The organism is Pseudomonas peli, from assembly GCF_900099645.1.
In the GTDB taxonomy this organism is placed as follows: domain Bacteria; phylum Pseudomonadota; class Gammaproteobacteria; order Pseudomonadales; family Pseudomonadaceae; genus Aquipseudomonas; species Aquipseudomonas peli.
In genome coordinates this window covers 768,020-788,896 of record NZ_FMTL01000001.1, presented here as the reverse complement: position 1 = coordinate 788,896, position 20,877 = coordinate 768,020, and the positions used below count along the sequence as shown (strand labels likewise).

The window sequence follows — 20,877 nt, the reverse complement described above, 5'->3', positions numbered from 1 at the left end:
TGCCGCCGGCGTTACTCGGCAGCCGGTTCGCTCAGTTCACTCAAGGCGTCAGGCTGGTTCTTGAATGCCTTGGCGAAGATGTCGCGGTTCTTCGCCATGAAGATACCCAGCTCTTCACCCTGGGTTTCATTCAGCGATGGCACGGCTTTTTGCAGCACTTCGGTGAGCAGCTCGGCCAGTTCGAGCATTTTGTCATGACGGTCGGCTTCGGCTTTATCCATGAATAAACGCTCCAAATCCCGGCTGCTGCGGTACACCACTTCGACGGCCATTCATCACCTCTACGCCTTCACGCTGATAGGTTGCAGTTAACTGTTTATCTGTACAGTGGTTGCGAGCATAAAGAACTCGCCAGCATTTGACCAGCAGCAATTGCCATGCCGGCTAACACCATAGCCGATTCTGTGCGTCACAGCCGTTCAGCGGTCGCTGCGCAGCGGGCCGAACTCGGCCGGTACCCAGGCGTAGCCTGCACCTTCTTTGCGCACATGGCCCAGCCCTGGGAAGGGCATGTGCGCGCCAGCCACCCAGAGTTTGTCGCGGCTGGCGTTGGCGAATATCTGCTGGCGCGTAGCCTTGGCCTGTGTGCTGTCGATGTCGAACTCGATCACTACTTCCGGCTTGGCGAACTGCACCGCGTGGCTGTGCACAATATCGCCCCAGACCAGCAGGCTCTGGTTCTGTGAGGTGAACAGGTAGGAGCTATGACCGGGGGTGTGGCCGTTGCTCGGCACCAGGCTGACGCCTGGGATCAGTGCGCTGTCCGGGGCGTACAGCTTGAGACGCTGCTGAGCGTCGTAGGGTGCCACGGACTGCTTGGCCATCTGGAACATGCCGCGCATGGGCTCAGGGGCCTTGGCAGCCGCCTCATCGCTAAGCCAGAAATCCGCTTCGGCCTGGGGCACGTAGACGCTGGCATTCGGGTAGGCGGCCTGGCCGGCGCTGTTCAGCAGGCCGCAGGCATGGTCGGGGTGCAGGTGGGTGAGCAGCACAGTGTCCACCTGTTCCGGGCTATAGCCGGAAGCTTTAAGGTTGTTCTGCACCACGCCCAGGGTTGGCCCGAAGCATTGCGCCGCCCCCGTGTCGACCAGCACCAAGTGGCTGCCTGTATTGATCAGGTAAGCGTTGACGGCGGTTTGCACGCCCTTGCTGGAGTCAACGAACATGCGCGCCAGCAGGCTCTGGATATCCTCGGCGCTGGCGCCGGTGAGGATTTTGCTATCGAGGTCAACGTAGCCGTCGTACAACGCCGTCACTTCGAATTCGCCCAGGGCCATGCGGTAGAAGCCGGCGACCTGATTCTGCTGTTTGGCCACCGGCGCCGCATTGGCACTCAGGGGCAGGGTGTAGCCCAGGATCAGGGTCTGGGCTGCAAGCAGTGCGCTAAACAACCGAGTGCGGGTGAATAAGCTTGGCATTCTGATGTCCTCGTGTGGTTAGAAACCTATACGTAACTTATACGGTTTTGGCGAAATACTTGTACATTGTCGCTGTAAACTATTGCTGGTCGCAGTGGCCAACAACAGTATTTGGCACGCCATCGGCTCTCTGTGAGGTGCACCATGTTGCTGTCTGCGGGTCGAGTCGAGCGCAAACTGCTGGCCCTGTTGGCCGTTGCCTATCTCAGTCTATTCGTCATTGTCGGTGCCATCTGGGGCAGTCGTGCCCACTTGATCGATGGGCAGCGTGTCGAGGTGCTGCACACCTCGCTTTATCAGCTCAGTGAAACCCTGTCCTTGCTCAAGGATGCAGAGACTGGGCAGCGCGGCTTTCTGCTGACGGGCGAAGATTCATTTTTACAACCCTATAACGTGGCGGTGCAGCACTTGCACAACCAGTTTCAGGCGTTACGCGCGATACCGTTGATGGAGATGTACGCCGACGACATCGCGCGGATTGAGCAGCTCGCCGAGTTAAAAATGACCGAGCTGAGCGAAACAATCGAACTGCGTCGCTTGGCTGGCGCTGAAGCTGCCCGCCAGCGTGTGATGGACAATCAGGGCCGGCGCTACATGGATGAGCTGCGTGAGCGGATTAGCAGCCTGGAGGGCAACGTCAGTGATGAGCTTGAAGCGCTGCATGAAAGCACCGATGTTCGCTCGCAAGTCGCCATCTGGGGCGGCAGTGCGGTGGCGTTGCTGATGCTTGGACTGCTCGGCCTGACCTACCTCGACCTGCGCCGTGACCTGCGCGAGCGTGAGGAGCTGCTAAAACGTCTAGCCTTTGAATCGCAGCATGACGCCCTGACTCAGCTGCCAAATCGTCGCGCCTTTAACGATAGCCTCGATCAGGCCCTGGCCTTGGCGCGGCGCGCCGAGCGGCCGCTGGCGCTGATCTACCTGGACCTTGATGGCTTCAAACCGGTCAACGATGAACATGGTCACGCCACTGGCGACCTTGTGCTCAAGGCCATTGCTCAGCGCTGGCGGACGTTACTGCGCGAGGGCGAGGTGTTGGCACGGTTGGGTGGCGATGAATTTGCCGTGGTGGCCGAGGGGGATGTTGCAGCTATCGAGTGCCTGGCCGCCCGTATGATTACTGCACTGGATACGCCGCTGCTGGAAGAGTTGCCGCATGTGCGAGTGGGCGTGAGCATCGGTATGGCGCAGTTTCCTCAGCATGGTGAAGACCGGCGTCGCCTGGTGGCGGCGGCGGATACTGCCATGTATCGGGCCAAGGAAGCGGGTAAGCATTGTTTCGCCTGGCCTGAGTCCAGCAGCGCCATTCCAACCGCGGCGCTCTGATGCGTCCTGGGACGTGTCTTGGCGTACCTGAGCGCCATCTCCTGAGAGCTGGTCTTGTTTCTGCATGGTGCAGGTACATTCCGCGTTGGAGCGGGCCGTCGATTTTAGGAGAGCAAGGATCGTGAAGGACAATCTGGCTGAACGCGCCCGCGAGCGCATGCATGGCTTGGCGGAGTCGCTGGGCAATCTGTTGATGGAGGCGTTCCACTACCTGGCGCTGTTCGCCATCGGCGCCATCACCGCCTGGGCGGCGGTGATGGCCTTTCTCGGCATGCTGGAGAAGGGCCATATCACGGTCGATGACATTCTGCTGCTGTTCATCTATTTGGAATTGGCGGCGATGGTGGGGATCTATTTCAAGACCAACCACATGCCAATTCGCTTCATGATTTATGTGGCGATTACCGCGCTGACCCGCCTGATGATTTCCGACATTTCGCACAACCACAAACCCGACATGGGCGTGGTGATGGTCTCCGGGGCAATTCTGTTGCTGGCGATAGCGATTTTTGTGGTGCGTTTCGCCTCCTCGCGCTTCCCCGCAGTGCAGGCTGGCGGGGCGCGAAAAAAGGCCAATCCTGCGGATGAAGCGGCAGAGCGTGATTATGCGCAGAGCGATGACTGAGGCTTCGGGCTGATCAGTCGTTTAACGGTGCAAACAGTGCCTGCACGTCGTCTTCACTGAGCTGCAGCTGGCTCTGGCTGCCACCTTCCAGTACGCCGCGGGCCAGATTGGCTTTGGCCTGCTGCAGCTGCTGGATTTTCTCTTCGACGCTGCCACGGGCGATCAGCTTGTAGACGAACACCGGCTTGTCCTGGCCGATGCGGTAGGCGCGGTCGCTGGCTTGTGCTTCGGCGGCGGGGTTCCACCATGGGTCGAAGTGGATCACCGTGTCGGCGGCGGTCAGGTTCAGGCCCGAGCCGCCGGCTTTCAGGCTGATCAGGAAGATCGGCAGTTCGCCAGCCTGGAACTGCTGCACCGGGGTGCGGCGATCCTGGGTGCTGCCGGTGAGCTTGGCGTAGGGAATGTTGCGCACCTTCAACTCAGCTTCGATCAGCGCCAGCATTGAGGTGAACTGCGAGAACAGCAGCACCCGCCGACCTTCGGCGAACAACTCTTCGAGCATCTCCAGCAGGCCGCTGAGCTTGCCGGAATCCGCGCTGGTCAGGCTGCTGTCGGCTTCCTCGCTGAGCAAGCGCAGGTCGCAGCAAGCCTGGCGCAGCCGCAGCAGTGCTTCAAGAATTACGATCTGACTGCGCGCCAAACCCTGGCGGGCGATTTCCGCGCGGACCTTCTGGTCCATGGCCAGGCGCAGAGTTTCGTAACGGTCACGCTGGGCCGCGCTGAGTTCGACCCAGTGGGTGATTTCGGTTTTCGGCGGCAGTTCGCTGGCCACCTGTTCCTTGGTGCGACGCAGGATGAACGGTTTGATCCGCCCGGTGAGGTGCGCCAAACGCTGCTGGTTGGCGTTCTTCTCAATCGGCGTGCGGTAGTCGCGGGTAAAGCTTTTGCTGTCACCCAGCCAGCCGGGCATCAGAAAGTTAAACAGCGACCACAGCTCGCCCAGGTGATTTTCCAGCGGCGTGCCGGTCAGGCACAGACGTTGCCCGGCCTGCAGTTGCCCGGCAGCGACGGCGGCCTTGCTGCGTGGGTTCTTGATGTTCTGCGCTTCATCGAGAATCAGCAGGCGATAGCGGTAGGCGCTCAATGCCTTGAGGTCGCGCGGCAGCAGGGCGTAGGTGGTCAGGATGATCTGGTGCTCGTCGATCTGCTTGAACAGCGCGCGGCGCTTCGGCCCGTGCAGCGCCAGTACCTTGAGCTGCGGGGTGAAGCGCGCGGCTTCATCCTGCCAGTTGGGAATCAGGCTGGTGGGCATGACGATCAGCGCCGGCTGCTGCAAACGCCCGGCGTTGAACTCGCAGAGGATATGGCCAAGGGTCTGCAGGGTTTTACCCAGGCCCATGTCATCGGCCAGCAAACCGCCGACATCCAGCTCGGCCAGGCCCTGCATCCAGGCTAGGCCTTGCAGTTGATAGGGTCGAAGTTCCGCGAGCAAGCCGGCGGGCGCTTGCAGGGTATTGCTGTCCAGTTGTTGCAGGCGTTGGGCGAACTCACGCAACTGGTCGCCACCTTGCCAGCTGATGGCTGGGCCTTCCTGCAGGTGATTGAGGTGCGCGGCATCCAGACGCGACAGGCGCAGGCGCTGGTTGGACTCGCTAGGCTCGCGTACGAACAGCTCGCCCAGGGTCGCGAGCAGCGGTTTGAGCCGTGCCAGCGGCAGGGCGGCGCGTTTGTGGTTATGCGGCAGGCTGACCAGCACCACTTCGTCGTCATCGCGTTTGTTCAGCGCTTCGCCGTTGAGCAACCAGGGTTTTTGGCGGATGGCCTGCAGCAGTATCGGCAGCAGGCTTATGCGTTGGCCTTCGACCTCGATACCCAGTTCCAGATCGAACCAGGTTTGCTCGGGGTCTTCTTCGACTTCGGCGTACCAGTCATCGACCTGGGCCAGGTTGAACTGGAAGTCCGGCTGCATGCGGATTTGCCAGCCCTCTGCGCGCAGCGCTGGCAGATGCTCACGAATAAACTGCAACCAGGCAGTCTCACTGGGTTGCTCGTAAGCTTCGCCGGCGCTTTCCGGCAGCGCTTCGCTCTGCCGCAGTGCCACTTGCAGGCCGGTTTGTTCCAGGCGTTTGCGCAGCTGGGTTTCAGCGCTGATGTCACGCACGATGCGCAGGCTGTGCTGGGCGCTCTGCTTGATCAGCAGGTCCTTGCCCTGTTTGCCAGATGCCAGGTGGCCCTGGTAGTCGAAGGCCAATGCGGCGCGGTGCTGGGTTTGTTCCTGCATGCGGCCCTTGCGCGCATCGAAGTGCACGCGCACTAGGCTGCCGAGGCTCAGTACCGGGCTGGGTTGCAGGTTTTCCAGGCACTCTTCGCGGGCCTGCGGGCTGCTGACGATCAGTGGCGAGAGGTCGACGCCTTGTTCCTGCTGGGTTTGCAGGGTGAGTAGGGCGCTGGCCACGTGTTTGCAGTTGAAGCCCACCGGGCAGCTGCAATGGCCGGTCACACCCCAGCCCTGGCCGTAATGGTGCAGGGTGATGCGCTGTTGATAGGTTTGCGCACCGGAGCCACGGCAGCTGGCCAACAGGGTGCTGTCTTTGAGGCTGAGCAAACGGCTGCGGCCTTGGGCGGCATAGGCCTGACCGCGCAGCAAGTCGCCGTCGCCGAATTCTGCACGCCAGTCTTCCTGGCGTAGATGCAGGATATCGAGGGCCATCAGTGGCACCGGGCAGGCGAGTGGATGAATCGTGGCATGGGCAGCTTTCTCGAAGGCAGCCGATGATTCTTGCACAGCCAGCGTGGGATTAGCAGGCTGTTTTCAGGCTCATGGCGCGCAAGCGGCGTTGCCTGATAGGCGGGTATGCGGCGGGCTGATGCTGCTTGGCGTGGGCTCAGGGGCCTTGCAGGGCCGCGCGGTATTGCCCCGGCGTGGCGCTGAAGGCCTGGCGGAAACGGTTGTTGAAGTGGCTGGCGCTGGCAAAGCCGCAGGCCAGGGCCACTTCAGCCAGTGGCAGCGTGCTGTGTTGCAGCAGTTGCTGGCCATGGCGCAGGCGTTGCGCCAGCACATAGCGATGCGGCGGCAGGCCGAAGCTGAGTTGGAACATTCTGGCGAAGTGGTATTCGGAGAGCGCACACAAACTGGCCAGCTGACCCAGGCTGAGCGCTTCACTGAGATTGGCCTGGATAAACTCGCGCACTCGGCGGCGCTGGCTGGGTGCCAGGCCGCCGGTCAGGCGCAAGCCTTCGCGGCGGCCGACCTGGGACAGCAACGCGTGGTTGATCAGGCCGTGGGCCAGGCTGCTGCTGAGCAGACGTTCGGCCGGTTCCTGCCAATCCAGCTGGCTGAGCTGACGAAAGCGCTGGGCTTGCTGCGGGTCGTCGAGAAAGGTGCCTTCGCGCAGTTCCAGTTCCCGTGGTTCGCGGTCCAACAGGCTGACGGCCGCCAGGGCAAATTGCTCCTGGCTGATATACAGATGGGCCAGATGGATTTCACCGTTGATCACCCATTCCGATTGATGGCCGGCCGGCAGAATGCACAGTTTGTCCGGCGCGCCTTTGCTGTGCGGGCTTTCGCGGCGAAAGGTGCCGGTACCGCCGGCCAGGTAGCAGGACAGCGTGTGATGGCTGGGTGCTTCGTAATCGCGGGCATCATGACGGTTGCTCCACACGGCAGCTGCCAGCCCGTCGCCCAACTCTGCGCTGCGGTGCAGGCGGGTGTTGGGCGAGCTGTGCATGCTCTGGAAAACCTGTAGGTGCTCAAGTTGCGACATAAATCCCCCGTCGCTCCATGCTACGCCGGGCCGCATCGGCTGCCAGCCCCTGACTGGAGAAATGCGCAAGATTGTGCAAGCGGGTGGCCGCAATATACGGCTCAGGCGCTGAGCAGTTTTTCCACTTCGCCGACTGTCAGCACCTTGCCGACCGAGACCACCTTGTCGTCAATCGCCAGGGCAGGCGTCGACATCACGCCATGGGCGGCGATTTCGGCGAAGTCGGTGACCTTGATGACCTGCGCCTCGCGGCCCAGATTGGCCAGGGCGGCCTGGGTGTTCTCTGTCAGGGTGATGCACTTCTTGCAACCGGAACCGAGAATTTTGATGATCATGGCGTGCTCCATTAGTCAGATAAACAGGTAGGTGAACGCGTTAAACAGATAGCCAATCAGCACAATGCCGACCGTCACGATGCCGAAGAACAAGGCCAGCAGTGGGGCCTTGACCACTTTCTTGAGCATGATCAGCGAGGGCAGCGACAGCGCGGTAACGGCCATCATAAAGGCCAGCGCCGTACCCAGGCCTATGCCCTTGGCGACCAGCGCTTCGGCAATCGGCAGGGTGCCGAAGATATCGGCATACATCGGCACGCCGAGCAGGGTGGCCAGCGGCACCGACCACCAGTTGTTCTGCCCCAGCAGCGCTTCGATCCAGTCTGCTGGAATCCAGTTGTGGATGGCCGCACCGATGCCCACGCCAATCAGCACATACAGCCAGACCCGGCGGAAAATATCGCTGACCTGGCCCCAGGCGAATTGCGCCCTATCACGCCGCGTCAGTTCTGCCTGGGGAATGTCGAGCACCGGGTTGTGCATAACAAAGGCTTCGACGTAACGCTCCATCTTCGCCCGGCCGATCAGCGTGCCGCCGAGCACCGCCAGCACCAGGCCGATCAGTACGTAGGCGATGGCAATCGACCAGTTGAAGATGCTCGCCAGCAGAATCACCGAGGCCAGGTCCACCAGCGGTGAGGAGATCAGAAAGGCAAAGGTCACCCCCAGCGGCAGCCCCGAGCTGGTAAACCCGATAAACAGCGGAATCGACGAGCAAGAGCAAAACGGCGTAATGGTGCCCAGCAGTGCGCCGGTCAGTTTGGCCTTGAAACCGCTCATGCCGCCGAGAATGCGCCGCGTGCGTTCGGGCGGGAAATAGCTCTGCACCCAGGAAATGCTGAAGATCAGCACCGCCAGCAGGATGAAAATCTTGATCACGTCGTAGATAAAGAAGTGCAGGCTGGCCCCTACACGACTGCTCATGTCCAGACCGAAGCCATCCTCCAGCAGCGCACGCACCAGCCAGGCCAGCCAATCCATGCGCAGCAGTTGGTCATTGAGCCATCTGAACAGTTCCATAGGGCTTCCTTATCCTTGCGCCGGGGCGCGCTCATACCAACCCTTGCTGTTATTGACCATGCGCACCAGCCAGAGCATGACCGGCACCTCGATCAGCACACCGACCACCGTGGCCAGCGCCGCACCGGAGTTGAAGCCGTACAGCGCGATGGCCACGGCTACGGCCAACTCGAAGAAGTTCGACGCACCGATCATCGCCGCCGGTCCAGCGATATCGTGGCGCACCTTGAGTTGCTGGCACATCCAGTAACCCAGCGCAGCGATAAACAGGGTTTGCAGCAGAATCGGCACGGCCAGCATGGCGATGATCAACGGCTGGGCAACGATGGTCTGGCCCTGGAAGGAGAACAGCAGCACCAAGGTTGCCAGCAGGGCGAGGATGGAGAACGGGCCGATGCGCGCGAGCACCGCTTGCAGGGCCGCATCACCCCGGCGCAGCAGGCGCGAGCGGATAAACTGGGCGATGGCCAGGGGAATAACGATATACATCACCACCGACAGCAGCAGGGTGTCCCACGGCACCGGGATCGACGACACGCCCAGCAGCAGGGCGACGATGGGGGCGAAGGCGAACACCATCACCAAATCGTTTATCGCCACCTGGGTCAGGGTGAAGTTGGCGTTGCCCTTACACAGGTTGCTCCAGACAAACACCATAGCCGTGCAAGGCGCGGCGCCGAGCAGAATCAGCCCGGCCACGTAGCTGTCGATCTGTTCGGCCGGCAGCCAGCCAGCGAACACATGGCGCAGAAACAGCCAGGCCAGAAAGGCCATGGTGAAGGGCTTGATCAGCCAGTTGATGCTCAGCGTCACGCCCAGGCCGGCGCGCTGCTGGTAGACCTCGCCGATGGCGCTAAAGTCGATCTTCATCAGCATGGGGATGATCATCACCCAGATCAGCAATCCCACCGGGATATTCACCTGAGCAACTTCCAGAGCGCCCACCGCTTGCGCTGCTTCGGGGGCGAACAGGCCGAGCAGGGTACCGCCGATAATGCAGAGAAATACCCAGAGCGTTAGATAGCGCTCGAACAGACCGAGCGGCGAGCGGGTTTGAGGAGCGGAGGATTCTAGGGCATTGGCCATACTGGATTCCTTGGGTGAGTGGCGAGTCTAGCCAGTCCCGCTGCGCTCGTTATTGATCTGGGTCGGCTTGGGTTAGGCTGAATATACGGTTTACAAGATATATGGATATCAATATATTTGCCAAACCGTATTTGCATGACACCCATCGCCATGAGCCAAAAGATTCGCGTGCTGTTTCTCTGTATGGCCAATGCTGCCCGCTCGCAGATGGCCGAAGCGCTGCTACGCCATACCGATCCCGAAGGCTATGAGGTTTTTAGCGCCGGCACTCTGCCTGGTGAGGTTGATCCGCGTGCACGTCAGGCCCTGGAGCAGTTGGGCGTCAGCACGGAAGGCCTGCACAGCAAGGCGCTGGAGAGCTTCGATGGCCAGCAGTTCGATTACGTGATCACCCTGTGCGACAAGTCCGCCTTCGAGTGCAGCACCTTGCCCGGGGCTGGCGAATACATCGCCTGGGACTTCGAGGACCCGGCCAGCAGCCAGCAGCAGAATGCCTACACGCGTTGTCTGCAGCAGATCCACGAGCGCATCAAGATGTTCGTGCTGGTCAAAAGCAAAGTCAGCCAGCCCACGCAGATGCTCGCCCCGGTGACCCTGTTCAAATGTCTGGCCGACGACACCCGCGCGCGCATGACCCAGCTAATTGCCCAGGAAGGCGAGCTGTGCGTCTGCGAGCTGACCGCCGCTCTGCAGGAAAGCCAGCCGAAAATCTCCCGTCATCTGGCCCAGTTGCGCAGCAGCGGCCTGTTGCAGGATCGCCGCGCCGGGCAGTGGGTCTACTACCGCCTGCATCCGCAACTGCCGGGCTGGGTTGGTCAGATCCTGGCGCAGGTGCTTCAGGCTGAAGACCCACAACTGGCCGAGGATCGCTTGCGTTTGCACAGTATGCGTGACCGCCCTGATCGCGCCTCACTGTGCGGCTGAGCCACTGTTTTCTGGAGCAAGACCATGACACCCGAGCTGCCAAATATCGACCCTGAACTGCTCGATCCACCCAGCCAGGAGCAACTGTCCAAGCCGGCCCCGCTGCACAAGCCACGCATTCTGCTGCTGTACGGCTCAAACCGAGCGCGCTCCTACAGCCGCCTGCTGACCGAAGAGGCCGCGCGCCTACTGCAGCAGTTCGGTGCCGAAGCGCGTATCTTCAACCCCAGCGGTCTGCCGCTGCCGGACGACGCCCCCGAGGATCACCCCAAGGTGCAGGAGCTACGTGAGCTGGTGCTGTGGAGCGAGGGCATGGTCTGGTGCTCGCCGGAGCGCCATGGCGCGATGACCGGGGTGTTCAAATCGCAGATCGACTGGATTCCCCTGAGCTTGGGCGCGGTGCGCCCGACCCAGGGCAAGACCCTGGCGCTGATGCAGGTCAGCGGCGGCTCGCAATCCTTTAATGCGCTGAACCAGATGCGCGTGCTGGGGCGTTGGATGCGCATGTTCACCATCCCCAACCAGTCCTCGGTGTCCAAGGCCTTCCTCGAATTTGATGACGTCGGGCGGATGAAACCTTCGGCTTATTACGACCGGGTGGTGGATGTGATGGAAGAGCTGGTCAAGTTCACCTTGTTGCTGCGCGGCCAAACGGACTACCTGGTGGACCGCTACTCCGAGCGCAAGGAGTCGGCCGACGAGTTGAGTAAACGGGTCAATCAGGCATCCATATAAGGTTGAGCCGCCAACCCTCCACACGCGTCCAGACCGACTGCAGGTCGGCTATTGAGGTCAGCATGCTAAACACCATTGGGCTTTTCGCCCTTACGGCCCTGGCCGAAATTATCGGCTGTTACCTGCCGTACCTGTGGCTCAAGCAGGGCAAGAGCATTTGGCTGCTGGTGCCGGCCGCGGCTGCGCTGGCGCTGTTCGCCTGGCTGCTGACTCTGCATCCAACTGCCGCCGGGCGGGTGTATGCCGCTTATGGCGGGGTGTATGTGGCGATGGCGATTATCTGGCTATGGCTCGTGGACGGTATTCGCCCGACCCATTGGGACCTGCTGGGCGCCGCTGTGGCGATGCTCGGCATGGCGATCATCATGTTTGCGCCGCGCAATATTTAACCCGTTCAACGAGAGAGTCTGTCCATGGCTATCAAGGTAGGTATCAACGGTTTTGGTCGTATCGGTCGTCTGGCGCTGCGCGCTGCCTGGGGCTGGCCGGAATTTGAGTTTGTGCAGATCAACGACCCTGCAGGTGACGCCGCAACCCACGCCCATCTGATCAATTTCGACTCTGTGCATGGCCGCTGGAATAGCGAGGCGAGCAGTGAGGGCGAGTGCATCCTGATCGACGGCAAACGCATTCAGGTCACGGCCAACAAGGCCATTGCCGACACCGACTGGAGCGGCTGCGATCTGGTGATCGAGGCCAGCGGCAAGATGAAAACCGTCGCGGTGCTGCAGGCATACCTCGACCAAGGCGTGAAGCGCGTGGTGGTCTGTGCGCCAGTAAAAGAGCAGGGCGCGCTGAATATCGTGATGGGCGTTAACCAGCAGCTGTTCGACCCGGCGCAGCACCGCATCGTCACGGCTGCGTCCTGCACCACCAACTGCCTGGCCCCGGTGGTTAAGGTGATCCACGAAAACCTCGGTATTCGCCACGGTTCGATCACCACCATTCACGACCTGACCAATACCCAGAGCATCCTCGATACGCCGCACAAGGATCTGCGCCGCGCCCGTGCCTCAGGCATGAGCTTGATCCCAACCACCACCGGTTCGGCCACGGCGATTGCCGAGATCTTCCCCGAGCTACGCGGCAAGCTGAATGGCCACGCGGTGCGTGTACCGCTGGCCAATGCCTCGTTGACTGACTGCGTATTCGAGGTGGAACGCGCTACTTCGGTGGAGGAGGTCAACGCACTGCTTAAAGCTGCCGCTGACGGTCCGCTCAAGGGCATCCTCGGTTATGAGGAACGTCCGCTGGTGTCCATCGACTACCGCACCGACCCGCGCTCGTCGATTATCGATGCGCTGTCGACCATGGTGGTCAACGGCACCCAGGTGAAGCTCTACGCCTGGTACGACAACGAATGGGGCTACGCCAACCGCGCGGTGGAGCTGGCGCGGATGGTGGGTGCGCAATAACTGCGGCCCTCTCCCCCAACCCCCGCTCTGCGCCCCAGCCCTTCGCAGAACTCAGGGCGCGTTAGCGGGCGAAGCAGTGCTTCGCTTTCCCCGCACCGCCCCGCAAGCGTGAGAGGGGAGTGTTACGCCTCCCGCTTCATTTCGTGGCTTTCTTTAAGCCGCATGAAGTCCGCTCCCTCGCCCCTTTGGGGAGAGGTTTGGGGAGAAGGGCTAAAGACACCGCGATTGATCAGGAAATCAGCACATGTACGCCTTATCCCGCCTCGCTCCCGAAGTGCGCCAATACCTGCTGGTGACCGGCAACTACTGGGCTTTCACCCTCACCGACGGTGCGTTGCGCATGTTGGTGGTGCTGCATTTTCATAGCCTCGGTTACACGCCACTGCAGATCGCCGCGCTGTTTCTGTTCTATGAGATTTTCGGTGTGGTGACCAATCTGGTCGGCGGCTATCTGGGCGCGCGACTGGGGCTGAATCGCACCATGAATATCGGCCTGGGCCTGCAGGTGGCGGCGTTGCTGATGCTCACCGTGCCCGCGGCCTGGCTGACGATTCCCTGGGTGATGGGTGCGCAGGCACTGTCCGGTATCGCCAAAGACCTGAACAAGATGAGCGCGAAAAGCTCGATCAAGCTGCTGGTGCCGGACAGTCAGCAGGGCACGCTGTACAAGTGGGTGGCGATCCTTACCGGCTCGAAGAATGCGCTGAAGGGCGTGGGTTTCTTTATGGGCGGTGCGCTGCTGGCGCTGCTCGGGTTCACTGGCGCAGTGCTGGCCATGGCGGCGGTGCTGGCGCTGATCTGGTTGGCCAGCCTGTTGCTGCTGAAAAAGGATCTGGGCAAGGCGAAAGCCAAACCGAAGTTTCGCGACATTATGTCTAAGAGCCGGGCGATCAACATACTGTCAGCCGCACGCTTGTTCTTATTCGGCGCCCGCGATGTGTGGTTTGTCGTGGCGCTGCCGGTGTACCTGTCCAGTGTGTTTGGCTGGGATTTCTGGATGGTTGGCGGCTTTCTCGCTGCGTGGGTGATTGGCTACGGCATGGTGCAATCGTTCGCCCCGGCCATCACCGGCAAGGCCAGCGGCCAGTTACCGGATGGTCGCGCGGCGTTCGCCTGGGCTGCTGTGCTGGCTGGTTTGCCCGCTGCAATCGCCCTGGGTCTGAGCAGCGATTTGCCGGCGCAGTGGGTCTTGCTCGGCGGGCTGATGGTCTTCGGCGCGCTGTTTGCGGTGAACTCCTCGCTGCACAGCTACCTGATTGTCAGCTACGCCAAGGAAGACGGCGTGTCGCTGGATGTGGGCTTCTATTACATGTCCAACGCCCTCGGCCGGTTGATCGGCACGCTGCTATCGGGCTGGGTCTATCAGGCCTATGGTCTGGAGGCCTGCCTGTGGGTGTCCTCGGCCTTTGTTCTGCTGGCGGCGCTGATCTCCATTGGACTGCCCAGGCATCGGGCGGCGGATTAAAAAATTGCCGGGAGCAAATTTTTAACGTCGCGTAGCGACGGCCCGTAGGGTGGCCGCCAGGGATGGCAGGCCATAAAAGCGCAAGTTTATGCAAGAACGCCAGGCCTGATCAGGCGCAGACTCTCAACCATCTACTGGGAGTCTGTTGATGAACCTGTCGCTCTATCTGTTGACCGTACTGATCTGGGGCACCACCTGGATCGCCCTCAAGTTGCAACTGGGCGAGGTGGCAATTGCTGCCTCCATCGCCTATCGCTTTGCCTTGGCTGCTGCCGTGCTGTTTGCCGTTCTGCTGCTCAGCGGCCGCCTGCAGAAACTCGATAAGCGCAGCCAGCTGATCTGCCTGGCGCAGGGGCTGTGTCTGTTCTGTATCAACTTTATGTGCTTCTACACCGCTAGCCAATGGATACCCAGCGGTCTGGTGGCGGTGATTTTTTCCACAGCAACGCTGTGGAATGCGATCAACGCGCGGCTGTTCTTCAAGCAGAAGATCGCCGCCAATGTACTGGCCGGCGGCGCGCTGGGGTTGGGCGGCCTGGCCCTGCTGTTCTGGCCGGAGCTGGCCGGGCAGGAGGCCAGTCGTGAAACCCTGCTGGGTATCGGCCTGGCGCTGATCGGCACCCTGTGTTTCTCCGCGGGCAATATGCTCTCCAGCCTGCAGCAGAAGGCCGGTCTTAAACCGCTGACCACCAATGCCTGGGGCATGTTGTATGGCGCGCTGATGCTGGTGGCGATTTGTCTGGTCAGCGGCACGCCGTTCGGCTTCGAGTGGAACACCCGTTACATCGGCACCTTGCTGTACCTGGCGATTCCCGGCTCGGTGATCGGCTTTACCGCTTACCTGACCCTGGTCGGGCGTATGGGCCCGGAGCGCGCGGCCTACTGCACCGTGTTGTTCCCGGTGGTAGCGCTGAATATCTCGGTGTTTGCCGAGGGCTACCAATGGACCGCACCGGCGCTGTTCGGCCTGCTGCTGGTGATGCTTGGTAATGTGCTGGTGTTTCGTAAGCCTAAGGCGCTACCGGCAACGGTTGCCCTGGCCGCCAAGGGTTAACTCGGCCACTTCCACGCCGGCTCATCGAGCATGCCCTGGCCCTGGATCACGGTTTGCCCCAGCTGTTTTTCCAGGACGATGGCGTTGCACTCGGGGTGTTGCTCCAGGGTGGCGATCAGCCGGCTGGCATGGGATACCACCCAGACCTGGGTGTGTTGCGACGCAGCGATAATCAGCCGGCCGAGGGCTGGCAGCAGGTCGGGGTGCAGGCTGGTCTCCGGTTCATTCAGCAACATCAGCGATGGAGGCCGTGGGGTGAGCAGGGCGGCGACCAGCAGCAGGTAGCGCAGGGTGCCATCTGACAGCTCGCTGGCCGACAATGGCCGCAGTAGGCCCTCCTGTTGCAGTTCGACGGCAAAGCGCCCGCCGGCCTGCATATCGATGCGCAAACGTGCGCCGGGAAAGGCGTCGCTGATGGCTGCATCCAGCGCTGCGGCATCGCCGATTTCACGAATGGTCTGCAGCGCCGCTGCCAGGTCGCGGCCGTCGTGGTGCAGCACCGGGGTACGGGTGCCCAGTTGCGGCTGGCGCGCGGGCGCTTCGGCATCGCTGCGAAAGTGATCGTAGAAGCGCCAACGGCGAATATGCTCGCGCAGGTGGGAGACTTCCGGGCAGGCCGGATCATTGCCGATCTGCTCATACAGACTATCGAAGCTCGGCAGGTGCTGGGCCATCACCTGCCAGTTGCGCCCCTCACGCATACGCACCATCGCGCCGGCGCGATCCACCAGCAGTGAGGCGGGACGATAGCTACCGCCAGCCCAGATGCATTCGCGTTTGATCTCGGGGTCCAGGGAGAAGGCGCTGGGAGTATCGCGGCTTTCGCCGGAGTTGGACTCCGGCAGCCCGAGGGAAATGGCATAGCTGAAATCATCGCCGGCAAAACCCAGACGCAGGCGCCGAGCCTCCTTGCGCGGGCCGCCTTGCACCGGTACCTCGCCGCTGAGCATGCGGCGGCTGAGGGTTTCCGGTCCGGCCCAGAAAGTCGAATCCAGCCCGCCTTCACGGGCCAATGCATTGACCACGCCGCCCTGGGCGGTTTCCGCCAGCAGGCGCAGGGCGCGATAGAGATTCGACTTGCCGCTGCCGTTGGCCCCTGTCACCAGATTGAGGCGGCCCAGCGGCAGCACCAGATTGTTGATCGAGCGGTAGTTGGCGACGGCGAGGGTGTGCAGCATGGGTGTCGTCCTGACAATTAATGACGGGTTCTTAGTGGCGCGGCGTGCCTAAAACAAGCCTAGTTGCCCGCCGATCAAGGTCGCAAAGTCATCCTCAACAAACGGCAGGATGGCGTCGGCCACCGGCTGCAGCTGACGGGTCAGGTAGTGGTCGTAGTCGATGGCGGCGCTGCGCGCTTCCAGCGGTTGCGGGCCGGCGGTGGTGATCACGTAGCTGATCCAGCCGCCGCGTTGGTATTGCAGCGGGCGGCCGTGGGCGGCGTTGAACTCGTCAGCCAGGCGCGCGGCGCGCACATGGGGCGGTACGTTGCGTTCGTAATCGGTGAGCAGGCGGCGCAGGCGTTTGCGGTAGACCAGTTGCTCATCCAGCTCGCCGCTTAGGGTGCGCTCGACGTAGCCACGCACATAGTCCTGATAGGGTTGGCCGAGAAAGATGCGCTCATACAGCTCGCGTTGAAATTGCTGGGCCAGCGGCGACCAGTCGCTGCGCACGGTTTCCAGGCCTTTGTAGACCATCTTGTGGCCGCCGTCAGGCTGGGTGATCAGCCCGGCGTAGCGCTTCTTGCTGCCTTCCTCAGTGCCGCGAATGGTCGGCATCAGAAAGCGCCGGTAATGGGTTTCGAACTGCAGTTCCAAGGCGCTTTCCAGGCCGTACTCATCACGCAAGTGATCGCGCCACCAGGCATTGACCTTGGCCACCAGTGTGCGGCCGATCTGTGCGGCGTCCTCTTCTGCATGCGGGCGTTTGAGCCAGACAAAGGTGGAGTCGGTGTCGCCGTAGATCACCGCATAGCCTTCGGCTTCGATCAGCGCACGGGTGCGGGCCATGATTTCGTGGCCGCGCAGGGTGATGGAGGAGGCCAGGCGCGTATCGAAAAAGCGGCAGCCGCTGGAGCCGAGCACGCCGTAGAAGGCATTCATGATGATTTTCAGCGCCTGCGACAGCGGCGCGTTGTGTTCGCGTTTGGCCGCCTCACGGCCTTGCCATACGCGCTCGACAATCGCCGGCAGGCAATGCTCGCTGCGCGAGAACCGCGCACCGCGAAAACCCGGCACCGAATGCGCATCGTCCGGCTGGCGCAGGCCGTCGATCAGCCCCACTGGGTCGATCAGAAAGCTGCGGATAATCGACGGGTACAGGCTCTTGTAATCCAGCACCAACACCGACTCATACAGCCCCGGCTGCGACTCCATGACAAAACCGCCGGGGCTGGCTTGTGGTGGGTTGTCCCCCAGGTTTGGCGCGACAAAACCACGGCGGTGCATCAGCGGCATGTACAGGTGCTCGAAAGCTGCCACCGAGCCGCCGCTGCGGTCGGCGGGCAGGCCGGTGACCGTGGCGCGCTCCAGCAGGAAGTCGAGGATCGCGGTTTTGCCGAAGATCCGCGTGACCAGCTCGCAGTCGCGCAGGTTGTAGCGCGCCAGGGCCGGTTTGTCCTCGCGGAACATGCGGTCGATTTCGTCCATGCGCTGGTAGGGCGTGGAAATATCCTTACCCTCGCCAAGCAGGGTTTGCGCGACGTTTTCCAGGCTGAACGAGGGAAAGCTCCAGGTCGCCGAACGCAGCGCCTCGATGCCGTCGATGATCAAGCGGCCGGCGGCGTCAGCAAAAAAGTGACCGTTGCCGCTGCCATGCTCACGCCACTGCATCTCGCTGCCATCGCGGCCCAAGCGCAGGGGGATTGCCAGGTTACGTGCGTGTTCGTGCAGCACACGCAAGTCGAACTGCACCAGGTTCCAGCCGATGATCGCGTCCGGGTCATGGTCGGCCATCCACTGGTTCAGGCATTCGAGCAGCTCGCCACGGCTGGCGCAGTAGTGCAGCTGGAAATCCACATCTGGCTGCTGCTCCGGCGTGCGGCCGAGCATGTACACGTTGCGCTGGCCGCAGCCTTCAATGGCGATGGAGTACAGCTCACCAAAGGCATTGGTTTCGATATCCAGCGAGGCCAGCTTGAGTGTCGGGCGGTAACCCTCGCAGGGCTTGATCTGCGCCTCCAGCAGTAGGGCTGGATTGGTCGCATCGGGCGTGCCGGTGAACTGCACGGGAGCGGTGATAAAGCGCTCCATCAGGTAGCGCTCGGGCGGTCGCACATCGGCTTCGTACACGTCCAGGCCAGCGCGGCGCAACTGTTTGTCGAGGTCCATCAAGGTACGGTGCTGTTGGCAATACAGGCCGAGCACCGGGCGCAGATGAAAGTCCTTGAGGCCCAGCGGGCGTAGCTCGACGCCGCGCTCGTTGGCCAGCAGCGCTTGCGCCTGCTCGCGTTGCGCAGCCGGGATAAAGGCCACCGAGGTTTGCAGCGGCAGGCGCAGCAGGCGCGGACCGTTGTCGGTGGCCAACCAGAACTCCACCTGCGTGCCGGCCGGCGTATCACGCCAGTGGCGAGTCAGCAGAAAGCCCTGTTGTAAGTCCACCGCGTTGCTCTCGGGTCTGTATTGAGAGGCAATTCTACGCAGGCTTTTATCTGTATGCCTATACAGTTGTTGTGCGACTGCCAAGCGGGCACAGACAAATCAGCTATTCCAAGTAAAATGCTCGGCCTGATTGACTGCCCGATAGCGAAACCATGTCCCTGCCCAAGCACCACCTCGAACTGCTGAGCCCCGCGCGCGATACCGCGATTGCCAAGGAAGCCATCCTGCACGGCGCCGATGCCGTGTATATCGGCGGCCCCGGCTTCGGTGCGCGGCACAACGCCAGCAACAGTGTGGCGGACATTGCCGAGCTGGTGCAGTTCGCCCACCTGTTCCATGCGCGGGTGTTCGTCACCCTCAACACCATCCTGCATGAGGATGAGCTGGAGCCGGCGCGGCAGATGATCTGGCAGCTCTACGAAGCGGGCATTGATGCGCTGATCGTGCAGGACATGGGCGTGATGGAAATGGACCTGCCGCCCATCGAGATCCACGCCAGTACCCAGTGCGACATCCGCACCCTGGAAAAAGCCCGCTTTCTCGACAATGCCGGCTTCTCCCAGCTGGTGCTGGCCCGCGAGCTGAACCTGGAAGAAATCAGTAACATTTGCCGCAACGTCGATTCGGCAGTGGAGTTCTTTATCCACGGCGCGCTGTGTGTGGCCTTCTCCGGGCAGTGCAACATCTCCCACGCGCAAACCGGCCGTAGCGCCAACCGTGGTGACTGCTCGCAAGCCTGCCGCCTGCCATACACCTTGAAGGACGATCAGGGCCGCGTGGTGGCGTTTGATAAGCACCTGCTGTCGATGAAGGACAACAACCAGACCGACAACCTGATTCATCTGGTCGATGCCGGCGTGCGCTCGTTCAAGATCGAAGGGCGTTACAAAGACATGAGCTACGTGAAGAACATCACCGCGCACTACCGCCGCGAGCTGGATGCGATTCTCGAACAGCGCCCGCACCTGGCCCGTGCCGCCAGCGGGCGCACCGAGCACTTCTTCACCCCGGACACCGACAAGACCTTCCACCGCGGCAGCACTGATTATTTCGTCACCGACCGTAAGGTGGACATCGGCGCGTTCGACTCGCCGACCTTTACCGGCTTGGCGGTGGGCTATATCGAGAAAGTGAACAAGCGCGACCTGATTGCCGTCACCGATACGCAGCTGTCCAACGGCGATGGCCTGAACGTGCTGATCAAGCGTGAAGTGGTAGGTTTTCGCAGCAACATCTGCGAGCTCAAAGGCGAGTTTGAAGAAGACGGCGAGAAGCGCTACCGCTACCGCGTCGAGCCTAATGAGATGCCCGAAGCCATGCACCGCGTGCGCCCGCAGCATCCGCTCAACCGCAACCTCGACCACAACTGGCAACAGGCCTTGCAGAAAACCTCCGCCGAGCGCCGCATTGCGGTCAGCTGGCAGTTGGCGGTGCAGGGCGATCAGTTGAATGTGAGCGTCACCAGTGAGGAGGGCATCAGCGCTCGCGTTAGCCTGGCCGGGCCGTTCGCCGCCGCTAAGGATGCCGAGCAAGCTCGCGAGCAACTGGCCGATGGCCTAAGCAAACTGGGCACCACCATTTACTACAGCACTGGCGCGCAGATTGACTGTGAGGCCGTGCCGTTTGTCCCAGGCTCGCAACTCAAAGCCCTGCGCCGCGAAGCCATCGAAGCGCTGACTCAGGCCCGCGTCGCCGCTCATCCGCGTGGCGGGCGTAAGCCGGTCAGCGTGCCGCCACCGGTGTACCCGGAATCGCACCTGACCTTCCTCGCCAACGTCTACAACGACAAAGCGCGCACCTTCTACAAACGTTACGGCGTGCAGCTGATCGACGCGGCGTATGAGGCCCATGAAGAGGCGGGCGACGTGCCGGTGATGATCACCAAGCACTGCCTGCGTTTTTCCTTCAACCTGTGCCCCAAACAGGCCAAAGGCGTGACCGGCGTGCGCACCAAGGTCTCGGACATGCAGCTGATCCATCAGGACGAAGTGCTGACCCTGAAGTTCGACTGCAAGCCGTGCGAGATGCACATCATCGGCAAGATGAAGGGCCATATCCTGCATCAGCCACAGCCGGGCAGCGCGCAAAGCAACGGCGGTGTAGTGGGCTATATCACCCCGGATGATCTGCTCAAAACCATCAAGCGCTAAGTGTCGGTCAGCGGTTGCACACCG

At 61.8% G+C, this 20,877-nt stretch carries 18 protein-coding genes; 9 read left to right on the top strand and 9 right to left on the bottom strand.

Annotated elements, in window-relative coordinates; all coding sequences use genetic code 11:
- Positions 1-11: 11 nt before the first annotated feature.
- Together BLO50_RS03955 and BLO50_RS03950 are read right to left on the bottom strand one after the other, a co-directional pair.
- Complete coding sequence (locus tag BLO50_RS03955) at positions 12-272, bottom strand: YebG family protein (RefSeq protein ID WP_090248903.1); 261 nt, start codon at positions 270-272, stop codon at positions 12-14.
- A gap of 147 nt (positions 273-419) precedes the next feature.
- Positions 420-1,418, bottom strand: coding sequence for an MBL fold metallo-hydrolase (locus BLO50_RS03950; protein ID WP_090248901.1), 999 nt, complete (start codon positions 1,416-1,418; stop codon positions 420-422).
- A 144-nt stretch (positions 1,419-1,562) separates the two neighbouring features.
- On the opposite strand from BLO50_RS03950, the gene BLO50_RS03945 reads away from it, so the two are divergent.
- On the top strand, positions 1,563-2,744 hold the full coding sequence (locus tag BLO50_RS03945) for a diguanylate cyclase domain-containing protein (RefSeq protein WP_090248900.1): 1,182 nt from the start codon (positions 1,563-1,565) through the stop codon (positions 2,742-2,744).
- A gap of 121 nt (positions 2,745-2,865) precedes the next feature.
- Positions 2,866-3,369: a phosphate-starvation-inducible protein PsiE gene (locus BLO50_RS03940; protein WP_420875453.1), complete on the top strand. Its 504-nt coding sequence runs from the start codon at positions 2,866-2,868 to the stop codon at positions 3,367-3,369.
- A 13-nt stretch (positions 3,370-3,382) separates the two neighbouring features.
- On the opposite strand, the gene BLO50_RS03935 is transcribed toward BLO50_RS03940, so the two are convergent.
- From BLO50_RS03935 to arsB, 5 genes are all read right to left on the bottom strand, one after another.
- Positions 3,383-6,019 carry a DEAD/DEAH box helicase gene (locus BLO50_RS03935; protein ID WP_090251208.1) on the bottom strand — a complete coding sequence of 879 codons (2,637 nt, stop codon included), beginning with the start codon at positions 6,017-6,019 and terminating at the stop codon, positions 3,383-3,385.
- Positions 6,020-6,194: 175 nt separating this feature from the next.
- Complete coding sequence (locus BLO50_RS03930; protein WP_090248898.1) at positions 6,195-7,073, bottom strand: helix-turn-helix domain-containing protein; 879 nt, start codon at positions 7,071-7,073, stop codon at positions 6,195-6,197.
- Positions 7,074-7,174: 101 nt separating this feature from the next.
- Positions 7,175-7,408 (bottom strand): thioredoxin family protein, encoded by a 234-nt coding sequence (locus BLO50_RS03925; RefSeq protein WP_090248896.1) that lies wholly within the window; start codon positions 7,406-7,408, stop codon positions 7,175-7,177.
- Between the two features lie 15 nt (positions 7,409-7,423).
- Complete coding sequence (locus BLO50_RS03920) at positions 7,424-8,428, bottom strand: permease (RefSeq protein ID WP_090248894.1); 1,005 nt, start codon at positions 8,426-8,428, stop codon at positions 7,424-7,426.
- A gap of 9 nt (positions 8,429-8,437) precedes the next feature.
- Positions 8,438-9,514, bottom strand: coding sequence for an ACR3 family arsenite efflux transporter (arsB, locus tag BLO50_RS03915; protein ID WP_090248892.1), 1,077 nt, complete (start codon positions 9,512-9,514; stop codon positions 8,438-8,440).
- Positions 9,515-9,664: 150 nt separating this feature from the next.
- On the opposite strand from arsB, the gene BLO50_RS03910 reads away from it, so the two are divergent.
- The 6 genes from BLO50_RS03910 (at position 9,665) to BLO50_RS03885 (ending at position 15,107) form a co-directional block, all read left to right on the top strand.
- Positions 9,665-10,438, top strand: a complete 774-nt coding sequence (locus BLO50_RS03910; RefSeq protein ID WP_090251206.1) for a metalloregulator ArsR/SmtB family transcription factor — start codon at positions 9,665-9,667, stop codon at positions 10,436-10,438.
- Positions 10,439-10,462: 24 nt separating this feature from the next.
- On the top strand, positions 10,463-11,173 hold the full coding sequence (gene arsH / locus BLO50_RS03905) for an arsenical resistance protein ArsH (RefSeq protein WP_090248890.1): 711 nt from the start codon (positions 10,463-10,465) through the stop codon (positions 11,171-11,173).
- Between the two features lie 62 nt (positions 11,174-11,235).
- The gene (locus tag BLO50_RS03900; RefSeq protein ID WP_090248888.1) at positions 11,236-11,562 is read left to right on the top strand and encodes a YnfA family protein; all 327 of its coding nucleotides are present in this window, start codon (positions 11,236-11,238) and stop codon (positions 11,560-11,562) included.
- A gap of 24 nt (positions 11,563-11,586) precedes the next feature.
- Entirely contained in the window at positions 11,587-12,588 is a 1,002-nt protein-coding gene (locus BLO50_RS03895) for an ArsJ-associated glyceraldehyde-3-phosphate dehydrogenase (RefSeq protein ID WP_090248887.1), read from the top strand.
- 244 nt (positions 12,589-12,832) lie between these two features.
- On the top strand, positions 12,833-14,053 hold the full coding sequence (arsJ, locus tag BLO50_RS03890) for an organoarsenical effux MFS transporter ArsJ (RefSeq protein ID WP_090248885.1): 1,221 nt from the start codon (positions 12,833-12,835) through the stop codon (positions 14,051-14,053).
- 148 nt (positions 14,054-14,201) lie between these two features.
- Positions 14,202-15,107: a DMT family transporter gene (locus BLO50_RS03885; protein ID WP_090248883.1), complete on the top strand. Its 906-nt coding sequence runs from the start codon at positions 14,202-14,204 to the stop codon at positions 15,105-15,107.
- On the opposite strand, the gene BLO50_RS03880 is transcribed toward BLO50_RS03885, so the two are convergent.
- Positions 15,104-16,285, bottom strand: coding sequence for an AAA family ATPase (locus BLO50_RS03880; protein WP_090248881.1), 1,182 nt, complete (start codon positions 16,283-16,285; stop codon positions 15,104-15,106). The two genes, BLO50_RS03885 and BLO50_RS03880, sit on opposite strands and share 4 nt — an antisense overlap.
- A 48-nt stretch (positions 16,286-16,333) precedes the next feature.
- Positions 16,334-18,703: a DNA polymerase II gene (locus BLO50_RS03875; RefSeq protein ID WP_090248879.1), complete on the bottom strand. Its 2,370-nt coding sequence runs from the start codon at positions 18,701-18,703 to the stop codon at positions 16,334-16,336.
- Positions 18,704-18,855: 152 nt separating this feature from the next.
- On the opposite strand from BLO50_RS03875, the gene BLO50_RS03870 reads away from it, so the two are divergent.
- On the top strand, positions 18,856-20,853 hold the full coding sequence (locus BLO50_RS03870; RefSeq protein WP_090248877.1) for a peptidase U32 family protein: 1,998 nt from the start codon (positions 18,856-18,858) through the stop codon (positions 20,851-20,853).
- The last annotated feature ends 24 nt before the right edge of the window (positions 20,854-20,877 follow it).